The sequence below is a fragment of the Olsenella uli genome (assembly GCF_901212655.1).
In the GTDB taxonomy this organism is placed as follows: Bacteria; Actinomycetota; Coriobacteriia; order Coriobacteriales; family Atopobiaceae; genus Parolsenella; species Parolsenella uli_A.
In genome coordinates, this window is the sequence record NZ_CAAKON010000050.1 from 1 (window position 1) to 20,411 (window position 20,411).

The 20,411-nt window shown below is 62.7% G+C and carries 18 protein-coding genes; 8 read left to right on the plus strand and 10 right to left on the minus strand.

Annotated features, from left to right (window positions below; translation table 11 throughout):
- From EFAMC2_RS09185 to EFAMC2_RS09200, 4 genes are all read right to left on the minus strand, one after another.
- The coding region (locus EFAMC2_RS09185) for a transposase (RefSeq protein ID WP_187325265.1) at positions 1–294 on the minus strand (294 nt) is incomplete at its 3' end.
- A gap of 125 nt (positions 295–419) precedes the next feature.
- The gene (locus EFAMC2_RS09190; protein ID WP_154028831.1) at positions 420–2,864 is read right to left on the minus strand and encodes a hypothetical protein; all 2,445 of its coding nucleotides are present in this window, start codon (positions 2,862–2,864) and stop codon (positions 420–422) included.
- Between the two features lie 164 nt (positions 2,865–3,028).
- Positions 3,029–3,886 (minus strand): hypothetical protein, encoded by an 858-nt coding sequence (locus EFAMC2_RS09195; protein ID WP_222838586.1) that lies wholly within the window; start codon positions 3,884–3,886, stop codon positions 3,029–3,031.
- A 107-nt stretch (positions 3,887–3,993) separates the two neighbouring features.
- Positions 3,994–4,518, minus strand: a complete 525-nt coding sequence (locus EFAMC2_RS09200) for a DUF4869 domain-containing protein (RefSeq protein ID WP_261980235.1) — start codon at positions 4,516–4,518, stop codon at positions 3,994–3,996.
- A 528-nt stretch (positions 4,519–5,046) separates the two neighbouring features.
- Here EFAMC2_RS09200 and EFAMC2_RS09205 point away from each other — a divergent pair.
- Positions 5,047–6,255 (plus strand): MalY/PatB family protein, encoded by a 1,209-nt coding sequence (locus EFAMC2_RS09205; protein WP_154028837.1) that lies wholly within the window; start codon positions 5,047–5,049, stop codon positions 6,253–6,255.
- Between the two features lie 159 nt (positions 6,256–6,414).
- On the opposite strand, the gene mnmA is transcribed toward EFAMC2_RS09205, so the two are convergent.
- The 3 genes from mnmA to EFAMC2_RS09220 form a co-directional block, all read right to left on the minus strand.
- A complete protein-coding gene (gene mnmA, locus EFAMC2_RS09210; RefSeq protein ID WP_154028839.1) occupies positions 6,415–7,659 on the minus strand; it encodes a tRNA 2-thiouridine(34) synthase MnmA in 1,245 nt (414 codons plus the stop codon).
- Positions 7,656–8,885, minus strand: a complete 1,230-nt coding sequence (locus EFAMC2_RS09215) for a cysteine desulfurase family protein (RefSeq protein ID WP_154028841.1) — start codon at positions 8,883–8,885, stop codon at positions 7,656–7,658. The genes mnmA and EFAMC2_RS09215 overlap by 4 nt, the downstream gene beginning before the upstream one ends.
- Positions 8,886–9,106: 221 nt before the next feature.
- Entirely contained in the window at positions 9,107–9,691 is a 585-nt protein-coding gene (locus EFAMC2_RS09220) for a hydrolase (protein ID WP_222838587.1), read from the minus strand.
- Positions 9,692–9,917: 226 nt separating this feature from the next.
- Here EFAMC2_RS09220 and EFAMC2_RS09225 point away from each other — a divergent pair, with 226 nt between their 5' ends.
- The 3 genes from EFAMC2_RS09225 to EFAMC2_RS09235 all read left to right on the plus strand — a co-directional run bounded on the left by EFAMC2_RS09225 (position 9,918) and on the right by EFAMC2_RS09235 (position 12,104).
- Positions 9,918–10,343, plus strand: a complete 426-nt coding sequence (locus EFAMC2_RS09225) for an RrF2 family transcriptional regulator (RefSeq protein ID WP_154028845.1) — start codon at positions 9,918–9,920, stop codon at positions 10,341–10,343.
- 38 nt (positions 10,344–10,381) lie between these two features.
- Positions 10,382–10,894, plus strand: a complete 513-nt coding sequence (locus EFAMC2_RS09230; RefSeq protein WP_154028847.1) for a flavin reductase — start codon at positions 10,382–10,384, stop codon at positions 10,892–10,894.
- A gap of 151 nt (positions 10,895–11,045) precedes the next feature.
- A complete protein-coding gene (locus tag EFAMC2_RS09235) occupies positions 11,046–12,104 on the plus strand; it encodes a hypothetical protein (protein WP_154028848.1) in 1,059 nt (352 codons plus the stop codon).
- Positions 12,105–12,269: 165 nt separating this feature from the next.
- Here EFAMC2_RS09235 and EFAMC2_RS09240 read toward each other — a convergent pair whose 3' ends face one another.
- On the minus strand, positions 12,270–12,512 hold the full coding sequence (locus tag EFAMC2_RS09240) for a hypothetical protein (RefSeq protein ID WP_154028850.1): 243 nt from the start codon (positions 12,510–12,512) through the stop codon (positions 12,270–12,272).
- 71 nt (positions 12,513–12,583) lie between these two features.
- Here EFAMC2_RS09240 and EFAMC2_RS09245 point away from each other — a divergent pair, with 71 nt between their 5' ends.
- A complete protein-coding gene (locus EFAMC2_RS09245) occupies positions 12,584–13,087 on the plus strand; it encodes a methylated-DNA--[protein]-cysteine S-methyltransferase (protein ID WP_154028852.1) in 504 nt (167 codons plus the stop codon).
- Positions 13,088–13,225: 138 nt separating this feature from the next.
- On the opposite strand, the gene EFAMC2_RS09250 is transcribed toward EFAMC2_RS09245, so the two are convergent.
- Positions 13,226–13,726 carry a DUF188 domain-containing protein gene (locus EFAMC2_RS09250; protein WP_154028854.1) on the minus strand — a complete coding sequence of 167 codons (501 nt, stop codon included), beginning with the start codon at positions 13,724–13,726 and terminating at the stop codon, positions 13,226–13,228.
- An 87-nt stretch (positions 13,727–13,813) separates the two neighbouring features.
- Between EFAMC2_RS09250 and EFAMC2_RS09255 the strand changes: the two genes are divergently transcribed.
- A complete protein-coding gene (locus EFAMC2_RS09255) occupies positions 13,814–14,212 on the plus strand; it encodes a fluoride efflux transporter FluC (RefSeq protein ID WP_154028856.1) in 399 nt (132 codons plus the stop codon).
- A gap of 182 nt (positions 14,213–14,394) precedes the next feature.
- Here EFAMC2_RS09255 and EFAMC2_RS09260 read toward each other — a convergent pair whose 3' ends face one another.
- Positions 14,395–15,504 (minus strand): DMT family transporter, encoded by a 1,110-nt coding sequence (locus EFAMC2_RS09260; RefSeq protein WP_222838588.1) that lies wholly within the window; start codon positions 15,502–15,504, stop codon positions 14,395–14,397.
- 80 nt (positions 15,505–15,584) lie between these two features.
- Here EFAMC2_RS09260 and EFAMC2_RS10395 point away from each other — a divergent pair, with 80 nt between their 5' ends.
- Together EFAMC2_RS10395 and EFAMC2_RS09275 are read left to right on the plus strand one after the other, a co-directional pair.
- The gene (locus EFAMC2_RS10395; RefSeq protein WP_154028858.1) at positions 15,585–16,910 is read left to right on the plus strand and encodes a CobW family GTP-binding protein; all 1,326 of its coding nucleotides are present in this window, start codon (positions 15,585–15,587) and stop codon (positions 16,908–16,910) included.
- 1,552 nt (positions 16,911–18,462) lie between these two features.
- Entirely contained in the window at positions 18,463–19,671 is a 1,209-nt protein-coding gene (locus EFAMC2_RS09275; protein ID WP_154028860.1) for a hypothetical protein, read from the plus strand.
- Positions 19,672–20,411: the final 740 nt, after the last annotated feature.

Sequence of the window (20,411 nt, forward strand, 5' to 3'; positions counted from 1 at the left end):
TTGGCCATGGAGGCCCCGAGGGACTCCTGCACGCGTATGGCCTTGAGAGGTGTGGGCTATGCAGCTTCCCGCGCGCAGCTTCGGGATCCTGAGGTTGATGGTGTCCGCGCTGGTGGTGAGCCTGCGCCCGCGATATCCGTTTCTCCGGTTGCCGGCCCCGCATGCCTCGTCGGTCTGGGCGTCCATGACCTCGTTGATGAGCGACTCTGCCATCACCCTGATGAGCTGGCCATGTTCGCTATGCCGTCGACGAATCTGGGCGCTGTCGCCCGCGATCTCGCGCATCTTGTCCATGTGGGGTTATTGCCTTTCTTCGAATCCTGATTCCAGCAATTAGAATTCTGGGCGATAACTGCTTTCTGCTTTCTGCTTTCTGCGGCAAGGGAAGCGGTCCCTTACACCAACATCCGGCACGCAATCTATTTATTTGCCCATTGCGGCAAAACCAACCGTTCTTTCCCTGCGTCATCAAGAAGCTTGCCGAGCTCATCCCTGCTCTTCTTCAAGAACTTGATGCTGCGTTTGAGCACTTTAACCATTTTCTCTGGGCTGAGATCGTCAGAATCTTCTTTCTCGCCGCCAGCTTCCCCTGGCGCTTCTTTCATGTTGCGCTTAATGGCCTCTGTCTGCACTTCCAATTCGATGATTCGGCGGCTGAGGCTGTCGTGGATCTCCGCGACGGCCGCCAAGTCTCCGTATTTTGCGACAAGCACTTCCCGGCTGAATGCGACAAGCTTCGCGCACTCGTCGAGCACGTAGCTTGTATCGGTGGCAAGCGTCAAGTTCGTGGCAGCAGATATGCTGGAACCGCCCACGGCGCCTATCAACGCGCCGCCGCCCGCGATGAGCATGGCGCCCCCGGCCATGCCGGCGCCGCCTGCCGCAAGGGCACCGCCGCCGAGGAATGCGAGGCTCGCGCTTGTGAGCGCGGCTCCGGAAAGCGTAGCCACTTCAGCGCCGAGTGCTGCCGCGAGTGCGGGCGCGATCGCCGGAGCGAAGTAGAAAGCAAGACCTCCCGTTGCCGCGATAGCGACGACGGTTCCGACAGCTCCGACGGCCTTCTTCGCCCCTGCGCCGTCGATTTTGCCACGTGTCCCGCTTACTGAGTTCGAAAGGCCCTTCAGCTCCTTGTCGCTGACGGTTCCTTGATGTCTGCAGAAGACGTCGCCTAAATAGTTTGCGTTGAGCTTGAGTCCCTTGTACTCCTTGTCGCGACCTCCGTGAAGGGGCATGTACGCCTTGAAGCACGCTGCTTCAAGCGCGACGAGCCACATCCAAGAATCGCTCCAGCCTGACGCCTCGCTCCATCCGATAACCTTGTAAAGCTCCCCATCGTTCAGGAAAAAGCCCTCATTCGCCGCCCATGCAAGGCTCATTGCTTCGGCAACCTTCGCGCTCCACTCGTCGAGCCAGGCCTGTTTGCGCGCAACTCGCTTATCGCGTTTCTCATTCGCGATGTCGTAGGCGACCATGTTGTGCATGATGGAGTGGAGTACACGCGTCTGCTGGAAGTCGAGCTTCAGGCAGCCAAGGTTGGATAGCCCTCGGTCGAAGGCCTCCTCGGGGCTCTCGCCCTCTTCCTTCGCGTTGTCCGCCAACGTCGCACGTGCATCGACGACGCAGGAGATCACGAAGGTCGCAACTCCGACGTAGTTGACGCGAAGAAAGAAGGCGACCGGATTCTTGCTTTTTGCGGCGCGCACCGCGGCGTCAGCTAGGTCGACCCCTGTAAAGACGCCGCTTGAAACGGTCACCATCCTCCGCATGGCAGGAGTACCCCAGGGCAGTACGTCTTCGGGTGCGATGCGATCAAGATCGCTGAGCTCCCTTATGTCGAGATCGCGAATCTCTCTGCAGATTCTCCGACAGAAGTAGAATCCGCGAACGATACATTGATTGATGAGGATGGGCACCGTCTGACGCCCGATCTCACCAAGGATGCCGATTTCGGCGCGCAGATCGAAACGCCTTGCGGAGTCCTTGATGATCTTCCCGCTCTCATCGTGGTCAGAGAGCAACGTTCCGTTGAAGAGCTTTGTGAGCCATTGCCTAAACCCGTAATCGCCTTTGCCTGAGTCCTTGAAGAAAGGCAACGCGGAAAGCTCCTTCATGAACGAGACAAGCGGACCGGGCACCCCGGTGCCGCCCATCGTCGCGCCACTCGAGCCTGCCATGTCACTTACCATGTGGAAGAACCAGCCGATGACTCCATAGGCCAGCTTTTCCTGGAAATTCTTGCCGATGAACTGCCTATGCGATTCAGGGACGGGCTTGACGGTGAGTCGCCCGGCATTGTCTGCTCCGACGACCATGCCCGTGAACTGCGTGAGGATGGAGAAGAAGAGGCCGCCAATGCTGAAATGATGCGAGAAGTCGCGAAAATGGTGCTGCAGCCCACCGCCGAAATCGTTCGTGTTCCCATCTGCTGCGAAAGGGTGGTTCTTCTCAAGAGTCTTGATTGCATCGGAAAGGTCGTCGCCTGTGTAACCCTCCGCGCGAGCGACCTTCATGACGACCCGCTCTATCTTGCTATTGCCCCATTCGCTCGCGCGGTCCAACGAGAATTCGCCGACGTAGAAAACGTCTACGAGACCCGCTAAAACTCCGCTGCTCACAGCCACGATGTAATCGAGTCTGTCCGCCTTGTCTACATGCGGCTCCCACTCGATCTCATCGATGAGACTTTCTGAGATGCCGCCAAACCAGGCTACGCCTGATGGCGAATCATTGCTGTCATCTATTGCCCCACCAAGTAAGGGTGGAGTCTTCGGAAAGAAGACTTCGTATTTGACGAGCAGCTCATCTTCTAGAGTCTCGGAAACCAAAGACGAGTCAGTCTTTGGTTTTGTGCCCTTCTTCGTCATTGCCTACGATTCTCCTCGGCCGAGTGCCTTCTGCTTCGTAGCGGACAGACCATTGATGCTATTGTCACGGTTTGTGAAATTGCGGGAGCCGACTTGGGCGCGTGCCCGGAAGGCCACCTCGGTGCCGTCGCCGGGGCGAGCGGCAATGCGAAAAGGTCGACACGCTAAATCCCGAGATTGGGCAATTCGCTCGAAATCATGCCAAGCTCACGATTCTGCAAATATGCCGGATTCAACCTGCTCTTCCTGTATCCCAGGTAGCTGTCACGAGTCCTCTCGACGAGCTCCCGCGTGAAAAAAGTCTCCCAGCTGAAAAACTCAGAACTCTCAATGTATTCGGCAGGATGCTCGAGCAGCTTATCAACTGAAGCGTCGCGCAATAAAGGAGACTTGAGAACAAGCCATTCAAACGACTCTGGTAAGAACAGTCGGATTTTCTTGAACCGCATCAGCGATGTGACATACGCCATTTCGGGTCCAAATGCTGCCCCATCGGCAATAACGAGAATGTTCGACTCTTTACATTCGCGAAGCAAGCGGTAGACATTCGACTTACCCCCAGCGCTCACGCACTGAATGCCACTTTTTGCGCACAGCGCGCTGAAGAAATCGAAACCCGAATGGGAATCCTCAACAACTACAAGCTCCGGACGTTCGCCAGAAAAACTGGCATCTCCAAAAATGCGATAAACGGAGGTATGCACGCGCGCATATGCGGGGTACTTTGAAGAAGATCTTGCCGTGTTTCGCAATCCATTTATTTCGTCAACGCTATACGGCAACTGCGGCAGGGCCTCACGTGCCACCAAAACATAATAGTTGCTGCTATGCCGAGCTGCATGTGCAAACTCATACGTTTTCATAAACGCATTGTCCTCGTCGATGAAGACAATGCTGTTCTCCATCTCCGCCAAATCACGCTGCCAGTTTTTACCAGAAAGCACATGGCAAGGGACATCACAATTAATCGTTACGCCGCTGCTCTCTCCCAGCTGCTCATACTGAGAAACGAGGTCGATCAACGTCGTTTTCCCCGTCGCGCTCTTTCCCTGCAAAATAGTAAGGTTCCTACGAATGGGGAGCCTGATCTGAACTTTGTTGTTTCGCACCACTACAGGTTGCTCGCCCCTCATCGAACATCACCCCGAAGGCAGTCGGCAGCAATCAAAACGAGCTCATCCATGGTGTGGACAACCTGATCGATGTTGGCAACTCGAATCGTAAACCTGCGATTTCCAAAATCCATGAGGTGATACAAATTGATTGTAACGTCATGGATTTTTGCGATCTTCAATATCCAATATGCGCAGTTATCCCCGCAATTCGAGGCATTGTAAACACGCTCAGGCATGAATAGCATGAGTAACAGGGTCTTTACACCGCTAGAAAGCTTCTCTGGGGGAATGAGGCCCAGTATTCTGCTCTTGATGGCATTCGGACCCAAGACCTCGCCACCGTCGATAGACTTAATCATCCGCCGAGCAAGCTCGTCTTCAAGCCACTCGGGAGAGTAAACATTGTTAAAGAACGTGGAGGTGTTATAGATGACACCGTCCATATCGCCGTAGTGAATCGTGAGCACGGTCAGCCTTTCTAACAGTTGCCCTAAGTATAGAGGGCCTTTTGCGATTCGTGCGGCTGCGCGTCTGGCCACGAATCTACTGTTCGTGCTCGAGACCCATTCGGCTGTGGACAACAGTAAAAACAACCCGCGATGCAAGCCTCCTTGTCATGCTCATTGGAATCCGAACTGTTCAATGATGATTGTCCCAAGAGCGGGCGATGTTCGAAGAGAAGGCTTGGCTGTGGAAAATCCGGAATTGAATTCCTGATTTTCAGTATACGTTAAGCGCGTCTTCAGTCATGAGGGGTTGGTTCTGGCTACATTCTCGGTAGGGGGCGCGGCTTAGTTGGCGGGTGTTGCGTCCGCCGCTAGAACCCGCCCGGAAATACGAGCAGTTTGTTAATGACACGCGCATGGAGTTCGATATTCCCAACTTGATGAGGCCGTGGAACTCATTTTCCGTGGGGCGGATGCCCTGGCTTTCTGGCAAGTTCCTGAGCGTCGTGCGCCCTGGCTTTCTGGCAAGCCCCTGATTGTCGGGCTTGGTATACCAGTTACTGCCGCGGCTTGGTCGCGGACCTCCCATACAGGCTCCATAATACGCATGAAAGGACTCTCATGAAGTACGACTTCACCTCGATTATGGACCGCCGCGGCAAGGACGCCATCGCCATTGATGCCGTGGGCACGGGTGGCATGGCCCCGGCAGCTCCCGACGAGGGCTATGACCCCATTCCCATGTGGGTCGCCGACATGAACTTCCCCACCTGTCCCACCATCACCGAGGCCATCATCGAGCGTGCGAAGCATCCGGCCTTTGGCTACTTCTTCCCACCCGACGAGGTCTTCCAGGGGATCATCGACTGGCACACCACCCGCAACGGCGTCTGGGGCCTCGAGAAGAAGCACATTGGCTACGAGAACGGCGTGCTCGGCGGCGTGGTCTCCGCGCTGGCCTCCTTCATGGAGCCGGGCGACGCGGTGCTGCTCCACAGCCCCACCTACATCGGCTTCACCCACTGCATCTCCGACAACGGCTTCAAAACCGTTCTCTCGCCGCTCAAGCGCGACGAGGCCGGCGTGTGGCGCATGGATTATGAGGACATGGAGAAGAAGATCGTCGAGAACAAGATCCATGCCGCCGTGTTCTGCTCGCCGCACAACCCCTGCGGCCGCGTGTGGGAGCGCGCCGAGATCGAGCGTGCCATGGAGATCTACAAGAAGCACGACTGCGTGGTGGTCTCCGACGAGATCTGGAGCGACATCATCCTGCCGGGCCACAAGCACATCCCGACGCAGAGCGTGAGCGAGGACGCCCGCAATCGCACCGTGGCCGTCTACGCGCCGTCCAAGACCTTCAACCTGGCGGGCCTCGTGGGCAGCTATCACATCATCTACAACGACTACCTGCGCGATCGCGTGGTGGCGCGTGGTTCCAAGAGCCACTACAACTCGATAAACGTGCTCTCCATGCATGCGCTCATGGGCGCCTACAAGCCCGAGGGTTACGAGTGGGTCGACGAGCTGTGCGAGGTCCTGGGCGCCAACGTAAACTATGCGGTGGACTTCATCCGGACGCACTTCGAGGGCGTGGAGCTGGCCAAGCCCGAGGGCACCTACATGCTCTTCCTCGACTGCACGAGGTGGTGCGAGGCCCATGGCAAGGACGTCGAGTGGCTGCTGCATGAGGGTTGGCGCGTGGGCGTCGACTGGCAGGACGGTCGCCCGTTCCATGGCGAGTGTCACATCCGCATGAACCTGGCGCTGCCGTTCTCTCGTGTTGAGGAGGCGTTCGACAGGCTCGACAAGCTCGTGTTCAACGCGTAGGGAGACGGCGCCGGGCGGAGCTTAGCGTGCCCGTGGCCCGGATCACCCGGGCCATTACTCGGGCCGACGGCTCGTTTACTATCGCACACGGCCATGATGATGCCGACGGCCTGCCACGGCGCCTTGCGTCCTCCGTGCCGAACGGCGCGGAGGACGCCTCTATGCGATGGTGCCGCCGCCGAGTAGTTCGTCTCCGCGGTAGACGATGACCGCCTGGCCTGGGGTCACCGCGCGCTGCGGTGCGTCGAATATGATGCGAACGCTGCCGTCTGCCTGGGGAATTACCTGGCACAGCTGGTCGGGTTGGTGGTAGCGGACCTTGGCTGATGCGCGGAAGCCTGCGGCGGTTGCATCTGCGCCCGCGCTTGCGTTCGCCGTAGCGCCCGCGTCAGGATTCGTGCTTGCGCCCGCCGCGGCGCTCGCGCCCGCATTCATGTCAGCGCCCGCCGCAGCGCCCGCGCCCGCCGCGGTACCCGTCCCCGGATGTTCGATTGGGGCCGCCCCCGCAATCCAATTCCAGTTCACGGCGCGCAGCTCGGTGCTCATGAGGTCGGCGTTGTCGCCGAGCGTCACGGTGTTCGCCTGGGTGTCGACCCGGCACACATACAGCGGCCTATCACTCGCCACGCCAAGGCCCTTGCGCTGTCCGAGCGTGTAGCGCAGCGCCCCGTGATGGCGGCCGAGCACGTTTCCCTCGGTGTCGAGAATGTCGCCGTCTGGCGCGATCCGACCGGTCTGCTCCTCAATAAATCGCAGGTGGTCGCCTTGCGGAACGAAGCAGATGCCTTCGGAGTCCTTCTTGTGGGCAACCGTGAGCCCCGCCTCCTCGGCAATGGAGCGAACCTGCGTCGATTTGATGAGCCCGCCCAGCGGGAAGAGCACGTGGGCGAGGCGCTCCTGGGTGAGGCCGTAGAGGAAGTAGCTCTGATCCTTGGCGGCGTCGACGCCCTTGAGCAGGCGATATGCGGGGCCGTGTGCGGCAGGCGCATCTGTCCCGCCCATGCGTTCCACCCGGGCGTAATGGCCGGTTGCGAGGTAGTCGCAGCCCAGCTCTCGGGCGCGGTCGAGCAGTGCCCCAAACTTGAGATAGCGGTTGCATGCGACGCACGGGTTCGGCGTTCGCCCGGCTTCGTAATCGGCAATAAACGGCTGGATGACGTCGCGCGCGAACTGGCACGTGTAGTCGAAGACGTGGTGGCGAATGCCGAGCGTCCAGCACGCCTCGCGCGCGTCGGCCACGTCATCCACGCTGCAGCAGGTGCGCTCGCCAGGGCGGTCGTCCTCGTTGGCGGCGAGGCGCATGGTGGCGCCCACGCACTCGTAGCCCTGCTGCATCAGCAGCCAGGCGGCTACGCTCGAATCAACGCCGCCGCTCATCGCCACAAGAACGCGGCCGCGGCTCATTGGGTATCTCCCTGGATGGACGGGGTAGCGGGGCCCGTGGGCGCCCAGCCTCTGCGCTTGCGGAGCGTGGCGGCAACCTCCGCCACCGCGGCAACGACCCGGTCGACATCCTCGGCCGTGTTCTCTCGCGCGTCGAGCGAGAAGCGCAGGGCCCCTTGCGCGAGCTCGGGCGCCACGTCCATGGCGGCGAGCACGTGGCTTTCCTCCACAGCGCCGGCGGCGCAGGCAGACCCGGCGCTGGCGCAGACGCCTCGTTCGTCGAGCAGCACGAGCGCGGCCTCGCGGTCGATGCCCTCTATAGCCACGTTCAGGATGCCGGGGAGGCCGAATCCCGGGTCTGTGGGGCCAAGCACGTGAGTGGCGGGAATTGCCGAGAGGCCCTGCGCGAGACGGTCACGCAAGGCTCTGACCTGCGGTCCATTGGCTTCAAGCGAACCACATGTCTCCTCTAGCGCCGCAGCCATGCCTGCGGCTGCCGCCACATCCGTGGTGCCCGCTCGGTGGCCCCGCTCCTGGGAGCCGCCAAGAATCAGGGGCGCGGGGACCACTCGATGCGATGCGAGCAGGGCGCCCGTTCCCCGAGGGCCGTGGAACTTGTGGGCCGAGATGCTCAGCAGGTCGAACCCGTCGCGCGTGAAGTCGATGGGGAGGTGTCCCGCGGCCTGGACGGCGTCTGTGTGGAAGAGGATGTCCCTCTTGCGGCAGGCGCGACAGAGGTCATGGACGTTCTGCACGCTGCCTACCTCGTTGTTTGCGTACATCACGGAGACGAGGCAGGTATCCTCGCGCAGGGCTTCCTTAATGGCCTGCACGCTCACGATGCCCTCGGTGTCAGGCTTCACGAGTGTCACCTCGAAGTTGCCGCCAAAGGGGCCGTCCGGCGAGGCGAGCCGCTCGAGCACGCGCAGGACGCTCGGGTGCTCTATAGCCGACGCCACGATGTGACGCCTGCCCTCGCGCGCTCCATACGCGGCACCCGTGAGCAGGGCCTGGTTGTTGGCCTCCGAACCACCCGAGGTAAACTCGACCTCTCGCGGGCGGGCGTGCAGGCAGGCGGCGATGCGAGCCCGGGCACCCTCGAGCGCCCTGAGCGCGGCATCCCCAGCGGTGTGCTGGCTGCTGGGGTTGGCGAAGGCATCCCCCTCGTAGACGGCGCGCATGGCGTCGAGCGCGGCGGGGGAGATGCGCGTGGTGGCTGCGTTGTCGAGGTATATAAGCTCGGGCATGGTCTCGTTCCCGTGAGTCAGTGAGTCAGCTGTGTGCCATCCACTTTGACTCATTATCCCGTCACGAGTCAAAGCGAGCCCATGAGTCACCCCGTTGCCGCGAGTCACCCGGCTGCCGTCTCCTTTGACTCATTTTCCTGACAAATCTTCGGGTGTTATCCAGTCTCTTTGTACGAGGCGATGGGGCTGCCGGCTGGGCTGTGCGTGCGCGGCGATGAGCCTTATTCGGCCTCGCCGTGAGGTGCGCTCGGAGCCTCGCGCATGGCGAGGATGGTCTTCTCAAAGAGCTCGGGCAGTTCCCAACCCAGGCGCGCGGCACCCTCGCAGATGACGTCGCGCGAGCAGCCGGCGGCGAAGTGCTTGTCCTTGAACTTCTTCTTGAGCGACTTGACGGGCAGGTCGTCTACGCTCTTGGACGGCCGCATGAGCACGGTGGCGCCGATGAGGCCCGTGAGCTCGTCGACGGCGAACAGGACCTTCTCCATTTCGCTTGTGGGCTCGTAAGGCGTGCCGGTGAGGCCGAAGCCGTGGCTGCAGCAGGCGCGCACCACCACGTCGTCGATGCCGGCCTCACGCATGATCTGCTCCTCGCGGAGGCAGTGCTCCTCGGGCCAGCGCTCGAAGTCGAGGTCATGCAGGGTGCCAACCGTCTGCCATAGGTCCGCCTCGTCCCCATGCCCCAGCTCACCGGCAAACCAGCGCATCACCTCGCCGACGATGCGTCCGTGCGTGAGGTGAAACGGGTCTTGGTTGTACTTCTCAAGCAGCTCGTAAGCCTCTTCTGGCGTGGGAATCATGGCTGTCATCTCTCTGTTGTCGCGGTTCGCCATATTGTAAAAGGGTCTGTCCCCAACGGCGTGCGCGCAATCGTGCCTGTCCCCAACGGAATCCAGCGGCGGACGAGAATCGTACACAATCGCACAACCCTTTTACCTATCATCCTATAGAATTGGTAGGAAAATGGTTGCGAGGGCGTGTACCCCGCGCCTGGCGAAGGCTGGGCGCTGGCCGCCGCCCGCTCGGAGGATTGCCATGCTTGTATCAACCAAGGGGCGCTACGCCCTGCGCGTCATGATCGACCTTGCCGAGCACGTGGGCGAGGGCTATCTGCCCCTGCGAGACATCGCCCGCAGGCAGGACATTTCGGAGAAGTACCTCGAGAGCATCCTCAAGGTGCTCGTGAAGGCCAAGCTCATCGAGGGCCTTCGCGGCAAGGGAGGCGGCTATCGGCTCACCCGCGATGCCGCGGACTACACGGTGGGCGAGGTGCTGCGCCTCACCGAGGGCTCGCTCGACCCGGTCTCCGGGCTCGATGACCCCGCGGCCTTTCGCCTCGAGGAGAGCCGATGCCACGAGATGTGGATGGGGCTCGCGAAGCTCATCGGCGACTACCTGGACAACTACACCGTCGCCGACCTCTGCGTGACCTCGCTCGCGGGCAACGACTACGTGATCTAGCGGGACGGCCTGCGGTGAGGTCGGAGAAAGGAGAGACCATGGCCTTCAAGGAAATCGACATCAAGGACCTCGAGTTCAACCCGTTCCAGAAGATCGGAAGCGAGTGGGCGCTCGTTACCGCCGGCGACGAGACGGCCTCCAACACGATGACCGTGAGCTGGGGCGCCCTCGGCGTGGTGTGGGGAAGAAACGCCGTGACCGTCTACGTGCGTCCGCAGCGCTTCACGAAGCAGTTCTTGGACGCGGCGGAGCGCTTTACGCTCTCGTTCTATGGCGCCGGCCACAAGCGTGAGCTCACGGTGCTGGGCTCCAAGAGCGGCCGAGACGGCGACAAGGTGGCCGAGGTGGGCTTCACTCCGGCCTACCTGGGCGCATCGGTTGCCTACGAGCAGGCCGAGCTCGTCTTCGTCTGCCGCAAGCTGTACGCGGACGACATCAGGCCCGAGCGCTTCGTTGACGCCTCCGTGGACGAGGAGGTCTACCCCGAGCACGACTACCACACGATGTACATCGGCGAGGTGGAGAAGGTCTTCGTCCGCGACGACGCCTAGGCGGGCACGCGGGTTGGCACGGCGAGCGTGGGCTGACGCGGCCTCGCGCGGCGCGGCCGGTGGGCGGTCGCCGGTCTGCGCCGCATATATGTCCGGAATGCCACCTATAATCGGGTGCGCTGGAACTGTTGCCAACCTAGGGAGCGCCACCATGTCAAAGAACGCCGCAGGCGAGCAGAAGACCTCCGAGAAGCGCCCGAGCGCCGCGGACACCTCGCGCTCTCGCATCCGCGTGCTGTCCTATGTGCTCGTCATCGCGGCGCTCCTGCTCGTGGCCGCGGGTCTCTCCGGCATCAACAGGGGCGTTGCCGCAGACGCGTGGGTGCTCATGATCTATGGCGCCTATGCTGCCGTTACGCTTGCCTTGGGAATCGTGGGGTTCAGTATCTCCCACGGTTCCCGAAAGCTCGTGCCGGCCGTGGTGCTCTGTGGCGCGGGCGTCGTCGGCTCGCTGCTGGCACTGCTCCTCGTGCCGTATGGCGAGCAGCTGGCCGAGCTCACGCAGGATACCCATTCGCTGCTCTCATCGATCATCTGCATTCTGGCCATCCTCGTCATGTGGTTCATCGGCCCCATTCGCAACGAGGCCACGCTCTCTGGCGAGCCGCGCGAGGGCGAGGGCTCTGCGCCCAAGGCGGATCCTGAATACGTGCCCGAGTCCATGGTGCAGACCGGCGCCGCGGCGCCCTTCGCGCCCACCGGTGCGCGCGTGCCGCGCAAGTCTGCCCGCACGGGCGCGCCGCTCCTGCTGCTCTTCAACGCCGGCACCGCAGCGGCGGCAGCCGGCGGGGCGGACATCGTGGACGCCCACGGCAACCTGATCTTCCGCGTGGTGGAGGATGATGACCAGGCCCGCACCGTTGTCGAGGACGCCGCCGGCAACCAGGTGGCCGAGGTGCGTACCACCATCACGGCCGGGCGCGGGGCGTATGGCATCTCGATGTCCAACGGTGACGAGTTTGCCCTGCCGCTCAACCTCGCGGGCGCCGACGGCGACGTTCCCGTCGAGGGCTTTGGCTGGAAGCTCCGCGGCAATGACATTGGGGGCTTCGACTTTGAGGTCGTGGACGCCGAGGGCCATGTGATTGCACGCGCTCGCAAGCAGCTCACTGCGGCGCAGAAGACGCGTGGTGCCGTCATCTACGACCGAGCCCATGCGGACCAGATCGTGGCCGTGCTTGTGGTTGCCCGCGGCTTGGCCGTGGCGTAGGTGGCTCGCGCCTTCGCAAGACGGTCGCCCGTGCCTACCTGCTGGGCTCGGGAGACGCTCCCCGCTCGCATCCTCGCGAGCTGAGGCTTCCTGAGGACGCCCCCGCCGGCGCCTCGTGGTGGCCGCCTGTGCCGCGCTTGCCGCCGCGTCGCTCGTGGTGGGTGGCTAGATCTTCGGCCAGCTCTCGGGCAGACGGATGGCAAGGCTGCCGTTGTCCCCGCGCGTAACGCGGCCTCCCTGGAGGAAGAACGCCGCCACGAGTGCGATGACGGCAAAGGGCAGGACCTCGAGCACGAGGCCCATGAGGTCAAAGACGAGCCCGATGGCAAAGCCAACCACACCCACGACAAGCGAGACGATTGCCGCAAGGACGAGCAGCACGGCAATCGCGTAGGAAACTGATGGCATGTGCGGCTCCTTTCTGCAGGGTAGTGGGCCTATAGTACTTCGGGATTCTGTTGTATCGACGATTGGCGGCAATGGCTTACACAGCCTATATCGAAACCCCGCTCGGCGATGTCATTTTGGCTTCGGAGGGAGGTGCGCTCGTCGGATGCGCCCTCAACGGGCAGCCGGGGCATCACGCGCTCGTGGAGGCCGACGCGCCCGAGCGCCTGGACGAGCCGGTGCTTGCCCGGGCCTTGGGGTGGCTCGAGCGCTACTTTGCCGGCGAGCGCCCCGATCCTCGCGAGCTGCCCCTGGCCCCGCGGGGCACGAGCTTTCAGCACGAGGTGTGGTCGCTTCTGCTCGACGTGCCATACGGCGGGCTCACGAGCTATGGGGAGCTCGCGGACCTTGTGGTGCTCGGGCGCGGCGGCGGGCGCATGGCGGCCCAGGCCATCGGTGGCGCCGTGAAGCGCAACCCCATCTCGATCATCGTCCCGTGCCACCGCGTGCTTGCCGCCCATGGCAAGATCGGCGGCTACTCCGGCGGCCTCGACAAGAAGCTCTGGCTCCTCGCCCACGAAGGCATTCGCCTCTGACGCACCCGCTGGGCGCGCAATCGGCGCGCGAGAGGTTTGGACCCGCGACTGGCGTTGGGCGGCGCCGGCTGGGCGCGCAATCGGTGCGCGAGAGGTTTGGACCCGCGAGCGGCGTTGGGCGGTGCCAGCACTCCTCGGCTACTCCTCGCCGCGCAGGACGCGTATGAGGTTTGCGGAGAAGCGGCGGCGGTCCTCGCCCGTGAAGGCGGACGGGCCCTTGGTGCGCCCGCCGGAGCGGCGGACCTTCTTCTCCTCATGGCGGATGAAGAGCTCCATGTCGATGGTCTCCTTGCGGAACACGTGCCCGCGCACGCTGATGGCCCATGCGCCCCGGCCCAGGACCATGCTGGCGAGTCCTATGTCCTGCGTCACCACGACGTCGCCGGGGGAGAGGCGCTCAACGATGGCGAAGTCCGCCGAGTCCGCGCCCACGGAGACGTCGAGGACGTCGACCCAAAAGCCATGCCTGGCGGAGGTGGCGTCGCGCGGGTCATCGCACCTGATGTGACGCTCGAGGTTCTGCGTCGTGTTGCCGGCGATGACGACGGGCAGGTGCATGCGACGCGCGCAATCGAGTGCCTCGCGCGTAACGGGACAGGCGTCCGCGTCGATGAAGAGGGTCCGTGTGGGGTGGTCCATGTCACTCCTGTTCAGTTGCGCCGGCTCTGCGTTGGCGCCTGGGCCTCGGCACGCCTATTATGGTCGCGTTGCCTGGAGGGGGTTCCCATGCTCGATATTCTTGCCGTCTTTGCTGGCGGCGGCCTTGGCGCCGTGGCGCGCCATCTGCTGACGTTCGTGCCGTGGAAGACAATTGGCGCGGTCGAGTTTCCGCTGGCCACGCTCGTGACTAACGTGGCCGGCTCGTTCGTGATTGGCCTCATCGTGGGCGCTGTCGCCACGCGCGGGATGTCGCCTCGATCGGTGCTGTTCGCAAAGACCGGCATCTGCGGCGGGTTCACGACGTTCTCGACGTTTGCGCTCGAGTCCCAGGGGCTCATCGATCGCGGCGCCTACGCTGCCGCGGCTGCGTACATGGCGTTGAGCTTCTCGCTGGGCGTGCTGGCCTGCATGGCGGGGCAGCTCGTCTGCGCGAGGCTGCTCGCCTCGAGCGTGAGCGCGGGCTAGCTGCGCCGCTGGCGTGGACGCCACCTGGGGCGGCGAGCCCGGCCGCGGGCACGGGGTGCCTCGCTGCCATGAGCCATTCCTGGCGCCCCGCGCCTGAAGGCCGGCGCCTGGCTCAGCGTGCCGGCCCTCGTCCTGTTCGTATTGCGCCGGCCATTGCTCCGGCCGCTCTCTCGGCCCTTGCCTTACCCGCGCTCCGTTTTCTCGCCCGCCTGCCGGTTGACCACCCAGATGCCGGCGACCACGAGCGCGAGCGCCAGCACGCACTGCCAGGCGGGCACGACGTTGGTCTCGCCCAGCAGGAGCGCCGAGATGATGACGCCAAAGACCGGGTTCATCGACCCAAAGACGCTCACGCGCGACACGGGGTTGTGCTTAAGCAACAAGGCCCAGAGCGAGTAGGCAATACCGGAAACAAAGCCCAGGTAGATGAGGTTTGCCATGGCAGCGCCCGACACTTGTGGCATGCGTCCGCCCAACGCGAGGCCCAGCGCCACCATCACGAGGCCGCCCACCACGAACTGGCCCCCGCTCAGCGCCATGGGATCCTCGCGCTGCGAGTATCGGCTTATGAGCACGGACGACATGGCATACGAGAGGCCGGCCGCCACGACGAGTCCCTCGCCGTCCCAGCGCATGCTCGCGTCAAAGCCCGTCCCGGTGAGGTTCACGAGCACGACGCCGGCGATGCCCAGTGCGCACCCGACCATCTTGCGCCCGGTGAGGCGTTCCTGCCTGAAGAGCAGGGTGGCTACGAGTATCGAGAAGAAGGTGTTGAGCGAGACGAGGATGGCGGACTTCACGCCGGAGGTGTTGGAGACGCCGATGTAGTAGCAGACGTACTGGCCGACAGTCTGGAACATCGAGAGCTTGAGGACCATCGGCAGCGAGGCGCGGGCGGGGAGGGTCGGCCGCCCGGCCATGGCGCTCCCGAGCGCCAGCGCGATGAGGCCCGCGAGCACGAAGCGGCATCCCGCGAACAGGATTTCGCCGGCGATGTCGCCATTGGGGATGCCAAAGAGGCTGTAGCCGATCTTGATGGCTGCCGGCGCGCTGCCCCAGAGCAGGCAGGATATGCCGGCGAGCAGCGCCACCATCCAGGTGCGACGCAGCAGTGGGGTGCCGGCTTCATCGCTCGCCGCACCCGTTGCCGGCCCCTCCGGCGTCTCGCTTGCTCCCGCCCGCTTCTTGCCCTCGCGCGCCCGCGCCGTCGTGTTGCCTACCGTGTCAGCGGGGGCCGAGGGCGAGCAGGTCTCGTCCTCGCGTGTCCGCGCCGTCGTGTTGTCGCTCGTCATGCTCACCTTCGTGTCTGCCTTATGGTCAAGAGGGGCATTATACTTCCCGTTTGCAAGTGAATTCCAAGCAAAGGAGCGTTATGGCTTCTGCAGACGCAGTGAAGAGTCCCACGAAGATCGTCCTGCTCACCGGCTACCTCGGTGCGGGCAAGACCACCCTGCTCAACCACATCCTCGCCAATGACAAGGGCATTCGCGCCGCCGTGCTCGTGAACGACATCGGCGAGATCAACGTCGACGCGAGCCTCATCGCCAAGGGCGGTCTGTCTCAGGTCGACGGTGAGCTCATCCCCATGACCAACGGCTGCCTGTGCTGCACGCTCTCGGCCGACCTTGAGAAGCAGCTTGCCGAGCTGGCGGTTTCCGACGACTTCGACTACATCATCATCGAGGCCTCCGGCATCTGCGAGCCCATTCCCATCGCCTACACCATCAGCGCCTTCTGCGACCAGTCCAAGTACGACGGCGCCGCGCCGCTTGACCTCGACAACATCGTGGCCGTGGTGGACTGCGCGCGCATGTGGGACGAGTTCAACGGCGGCGAGGACCTGCTGGCGGAGAACCTGGAGGAGGACGACATCGAGAACCTCCTCATCCAGCAGATCGAGTTCTGCTCCACCATCGTGCTGAACAAGACGGACTGCGTGACGCCCGAGCAGCTGGCCGAGCTTCGCGCGCTGGTGCGCGGCCTGCAGAAGAAGGCCGTGATCGTGGAGGCCACGCAGGGCAACGTGCCGCTCGACGAGCTGCTGGACACGGGTCGCTTTAACTTTGAGGGCGTGTATAACTCGGCCGCGTGGATCGATGCGATGAATCCCGAGGGCGACGGCCACGACGAGGGCGAGGGCCACGAGCACGACGAGCACGACCACGAGCACGAGGGCGAGGGCCACGAGCATGACCACGATGAGCACGACCATGCTCATGACGACCACGACCACAACCACGAGGGTCACGGCCACCATCACCACCATCACCACCACGACCACGAGGGCAGCGAGGAGGTGCTCGAGTACGGCATCGACACCTTTGTCTACGAGCGCCGCGTGCCGTTTGACATCGACACCTTCAGCGACTTCGTGACGACGTGGCCGCGCGAGGTTATTCGCGCCAAGGGCCAGCTGTGGGCGGCACAGGATCCCGACATGTGCTTCATGTTCGAGCAGGCGGGTCGCCAGACCACCCTCACCGAGCAGGGCAAGTTCATCGCGAGCGCGCCGGACGATGTTCGTGAGCAGCTGATTCGCGAGAACCCTGAGGTCATGGATGATTGGGATGAGGCCACCGGGGACCGAGAGACCAAGATTTGCTTCATTGGCCGCCATATGGACAAGGACGCGCTCGTCATCGGCCTTGACCAATGCCTTGGCGAGTGGGTGCCCGACGACGCCGAGTACGAGGGCTAACGTGTTCTTTGCGTTCGCGGGGTTTGCCTGCATCGTCTGCGGCGTGGCCGTGGGCGTGGCGTACCCCGCGAACGGCTTTTCCGCTTTTTGCTCCCGGTTGGCGTGCTGCTTGTCTGGGTCGAGCGGCTGGCCCGTTTCGATGGGCGTCTTTTAGCTCCCGGTTGGCGCACCGCTTGCCCGGGTTGGGCAGCGGGTCCGTTTCGGTGGGTGTCGCAGCGAAAGCCTTCCGTATGTTTCGAGCGGATTGTTTCGAGCGGATCGTTTCGCCCGGGGCCAGAGCTGATTTGCCGAGAGTCCCACCGTCTTGTAGACGGGCGGTTCGTCTCGCTCGGGTCAGAGCTTTGTGGGGGCGGCGGGTATTGCTATGCCGCCGCCCCGCTTTGCCTCCCGCAGGCGCCGGTTTGGGAGTGCTTTGGCAGGCGCTTGGGAGGGCCGAGCCTCTTTCTCAGCGATCGCCAGAGAGAGGCTTGGACTTCTTCTTTGGCAAAGAACAAGGGAAGTCAATCCCCTTCTTTAACAATCGTGGGGGCGCTCGAGCCTCCATTAACGGTCGCGCGGGGGGGGCGCCCGAGCCCCTTGTTTGACAATCGCGGGGATGCTCGGGCCTCTTGCTTGAGAATGAACAGTTTTTCTGCCGCCCCTGCTGGTCAATGTAATTCAGATTATCATAACCGCAGGTAAATCAAGTATGAATAGAGCCTCTAAGAGGTTTGCGCGGGTCTGGGAGGGCAAAACCGTTCAATTTCAAACAGGATGTCTAATCCGAGTGCTTATCTGCCCGCATCACTCCTGCCCGCTGAAGAATCCAGCCCAATAGATTACCTTTCCGGGTATTTCTGTTGTCGGAGGGGATTCTGTTTCCTATTTGACTGTTCGCTGGGGAGTTGTATTCGGGGGCGTCTCTGGTCGCGATCCTTCTGGCTTTGCTTTCCGTGTGGCAGATGCGAATTGCTGTGGCCCGCCTTCCACTCCGCGCGCCTGGTTGGCTATGCCGTTCGCGGATGATAGCGCATTTGTCAGATAATTCGCGCGGGGGCATGTTAGCTTCTTGGCCACGAGGCGTGAGGCGCGGCCGCGGCGCCGATCTGCCTTGTCCGTGAGGCAGAGGGTGGAGACCGCGGCGACGTTCTGTCTTGTCCTCGAGGTTGACCTGCGGCGCCGCTCCGCTTTTCCGCAGGGTGGGGCTGCGGTGCCACGCCGCCTTTCCGCGAGGCGGGAGCTCGGCGTCGCTCCGGCTTTGCCGCAAAGACTCGGGAGGGAAGTCTGCGGCGCAGTTTGGCGATGGTGGTGGTCGTGCGGGGTGGAATCCGCGGTACCGTTCGTTTTTGATGTTGGGTCCCAGGGCATGGGACTCGAGGCGCCGTTCGGTTTTGACGAGGCCGCGGGGCATGGGACTCGAGGTGCCGCTCGGTCCTGACTCTTGGCCGCGGAGCGTGAGTCCCGAGGTACCGTCCGGTTCTGATAGCGGGCAATGTGGGGCATAGCCCGCAACGGTCATTCAAGCATATGTGTGAGCGCTTTTGCTGCGGATACGGTGCGAGGGGAGAGGGCGATGGAGGTTACGATTTGCGGTCAATCGGCGTGGCAGTACTGGCGAACGCCTCCGTTGTTGAGGGATGCCGAGATTGACAAGGAGGCGCTTCGGGCTTGGTGGGCGGCGGACCCCGGCAGAAAAACGCGGGTCCCGTGGCCGTCTGCCCGACGTCGAAAGAACATGCGCAGGTCCGAGGAGCTGATTGACAGTCGAATGCTGGGGGAGCTTAAGGGCGTTTCTCTCCCGGTCCACGTGCTCGTCGACAATAGGGCCGGAACGTGCAAGAGCGACCTTGTCGTCCATCACAGGACGATTCGCGAGGACCTTCTCAAGCATCGAACGTCGCTCGGTGGCGACTTATACGTACTGAGTCCCGAGGCCTCCCTCTGCTACCAGCCGGCAAATGGCGACGTTATGGCCTCTGCCAAGAAGATGTTCGAGGCATGCGGGATATTCTCGCTTGTGCCGCAGTGCCTGCGATTGGCTTACGTGCAAAAATGTCTGGTCGAGGAAGGAGTCCTCACCAGGGATTTCTTTGGCAGCGACGGCATCTATGGCTATAGCGACGAGCGTGGCAAAACTCTTCCGTTCGCGGACCCAGAGGGTGAAGCCATTGGATGGACACCTGCCTTCGACCGCTTTGACAGGGTGGGCGATCTTTGGAAACGCCCGCCTTTGACGAGCGTGGACAACCTGGCTGTGATGCTCGAGCATTTTGAGGCGGGTCCGCGAAATCCGCAGAGGAGGGCGCTGTCGCTTGTGAGGAATGGCGCGGGATCGCCGGCGGAGGTGTATGCCAACCTGCTCCTGTGCTCCGGCAATGCCGCTGGCGGGGAGTCGTGGGGGTCGCCGGAACTCAACCGTCGCGTCTCCCTTTCTGCGGAGGCGCAGGCGTTGTCGCATATGGACTATTGCATTGCCGACGCCCTGTGGAAGGAGAATCGGTCGATACTTGAGGTGCTGGGGGAGGCCTACCACGCGGACAGGGAGGGGTATCGGGTGGCTTCGGGAAGAACGGCTGCGCTTGAGTGCATGGGTTACTCGGTTGCCGAGCTTCCTTACAACCAGATGAGCAATCTCGAGCTCTTCGACGCAGTGCTTCCTTCGCTGGCCGATAAGCTAGGCTTTTCGCTTTGCAATCGGACGGTTGGGTTTCTCGAGCGACGCAATTCCCTGCACGCGAGCCTGTTTGGCACCACGTACGAGCAGGAGTCGGCGGGGTTTTAGGGGCGGCGAACAGGGTTTATGGTGCGAAACGGCTCGGGCCGCTTGGCGTCGGCGCTCCGTAGCCGGACCGCTTCGCATCGGCGCCCGATAGCTTGAGCACGTGGCCTGGCATCCCATGGTTGAGGCGCGTGGCGACAGCGCTTCCATTTTGAACCCAGCGGAATTAATGGCCACCGATTGAATGATTGATATAGATGGAATCCGGCCGAACCAAGGGGCGTTCGAGCCAAGGGGCGATCGAGCCAAGGGGTACTCGAGCCAAGGGGTGTTCGAACCAGGGGGTGCCCGAACCAAGGGATGTTCGAACCAAGAAATACTGATTCTACTTTACCGAGCTGCGTGGCGCTTACGCCCCATCGCCGCATCCCCCGGGGCCGGTGTTCCACTGCCGGTCCCCTTGGCATCGGCGATTCATGGCTGAATCGCATGGCGCGGATGCCCCTTGTCTCAAAATGAACCGTTTTTTGCCCGCGTTGGCGATTCGAGGCATATGGAAAAAACCCGCAGGCGATTTACCTGCGGGTTTTCTAGACGTCATTTTGAGTTCCGAGAGCTTGGCGGTGAAAACCATTCAATTTCAAACGAGGGTTCCCGGAGTACCGCCTTTTGGACCGTAGAAGAGGCGTGGCTTGCCGTTGGGCGAGGCGGGTGCCGGCCAAAGGGTTTTGCCCGGTCGGGGACGGAGAACATCGCGCTGCCGTTTGTGCTGGCCATGGGGCCGGGGCCCGGCGGGGGCGGCC

Bases quoted from the DNA above. Each gene is read 5' to 3' on its own strand.
- EFAMC2_RS09190 (WP_154028831.1), bottom strand. From the start codon at position 2,864: ATGACGAAGAAGGGCACAAAACCAAAGACTGACTCGTCTTTGGTTTCC.
- EFAMC2_RS09205 (WP_154028837.1), top strand. From the start codon at position 5,047: ATGAAGTACGACTTCACCTCGATTATGGACCGCCGCGGCAAGGACGCC.
- mnmA (WP_154028839.1), bottom strand. From the start codon at position 7,659: ATGAGCCGCGGCCGCGTTCTTGTGGCGATGAGCGGCGGCGTTGATTCG.
- EFAMC2_RS09215 (WP_154028841.1), bottom strand. From the start codon at position 8,885: ATGCCCGAGCTTATATACCTCGACAACGCAGCCACCACGCGCATCTCC.
- EFAMC2_RS09220 (WP_222838587.1), bottom strand. From the start codon at position 9,691: ATGACAGCCATGATTCCCACGCCAGAAGAGGCTTACGAGCTGCTTGAG.
- EFAMC2_RS09225 (WP_154028845.1), top strand. From the start codon at position 9,918: ATGCTTGTATCAACCAAGGGGCGCTACGCCCTGCGCGTCATGATCGAC.
- EFAMC2_RS09230 (WP_154028847.1), top strand. From the start codon at position 10,382: ATGGCCTTCAAGGAAATCGACATCAAGGACCTCGAGTTCAACCCGTTC.
- EFAMC2_RS09235 (WP_154028848.1), top strand. From the start codon at position 11,046: ATGTCAAAGAACGCCGCAGGCGAGCAGAAGACCTCCGAGAAGCGCCCG.
- EFAMC2_RS09240 (WP_154028850.1), bottom strand. From the start codon at position 12,512: ATGCCATCAGTTTCCTACGCGATTGCCGTGCTGCTCGTCCTTGCGGCA.
- EFAMC2_RS09245 (WP_154028852.1), top strand. From the start codon at position 12,584: ATGGCTTACACAGCCTATATCGAAACCCCGCTCGGCGATGTCATTTTG.
- EFAMC2_RS09250 (WP_154028854.1), bottom strand. From the start codon at position 13,726: ATGGACCACCCCACACGGACCCTCTTCATCGACGCGGACGCCTGTCCC.
- EFAMC2_RS09255 (WP_154028856.1), top strand. From the start codon at position 13,814: ATGCTCGATATTCTTGCCGTCTTTGCTGGCGGCGGCCTTGGCGCCGTG.
- EFAMC2_RS09260 (WP_222838588.1), bottom strand. From the start codon at position 15,504: ATGACGAGCGACAACACGACGGCGCGGACACGCGAGGACGAGACCTGC.
- EFAMC2_RS10395 (WP_154028858.1), top strand. From the start codon at position 15,585: ATGGCTTCTGCAGACGCAGTGAAGAGTCCCACGAAGATCGTCCTGCTC.
- EFAMC2_RS09275 (WP_154028860.1), top strand. From the start codon at position 18,463: ATGGAGGTTACGATTTGCGGTCAATCGGCGTGGCAGTACTGGCGAACG.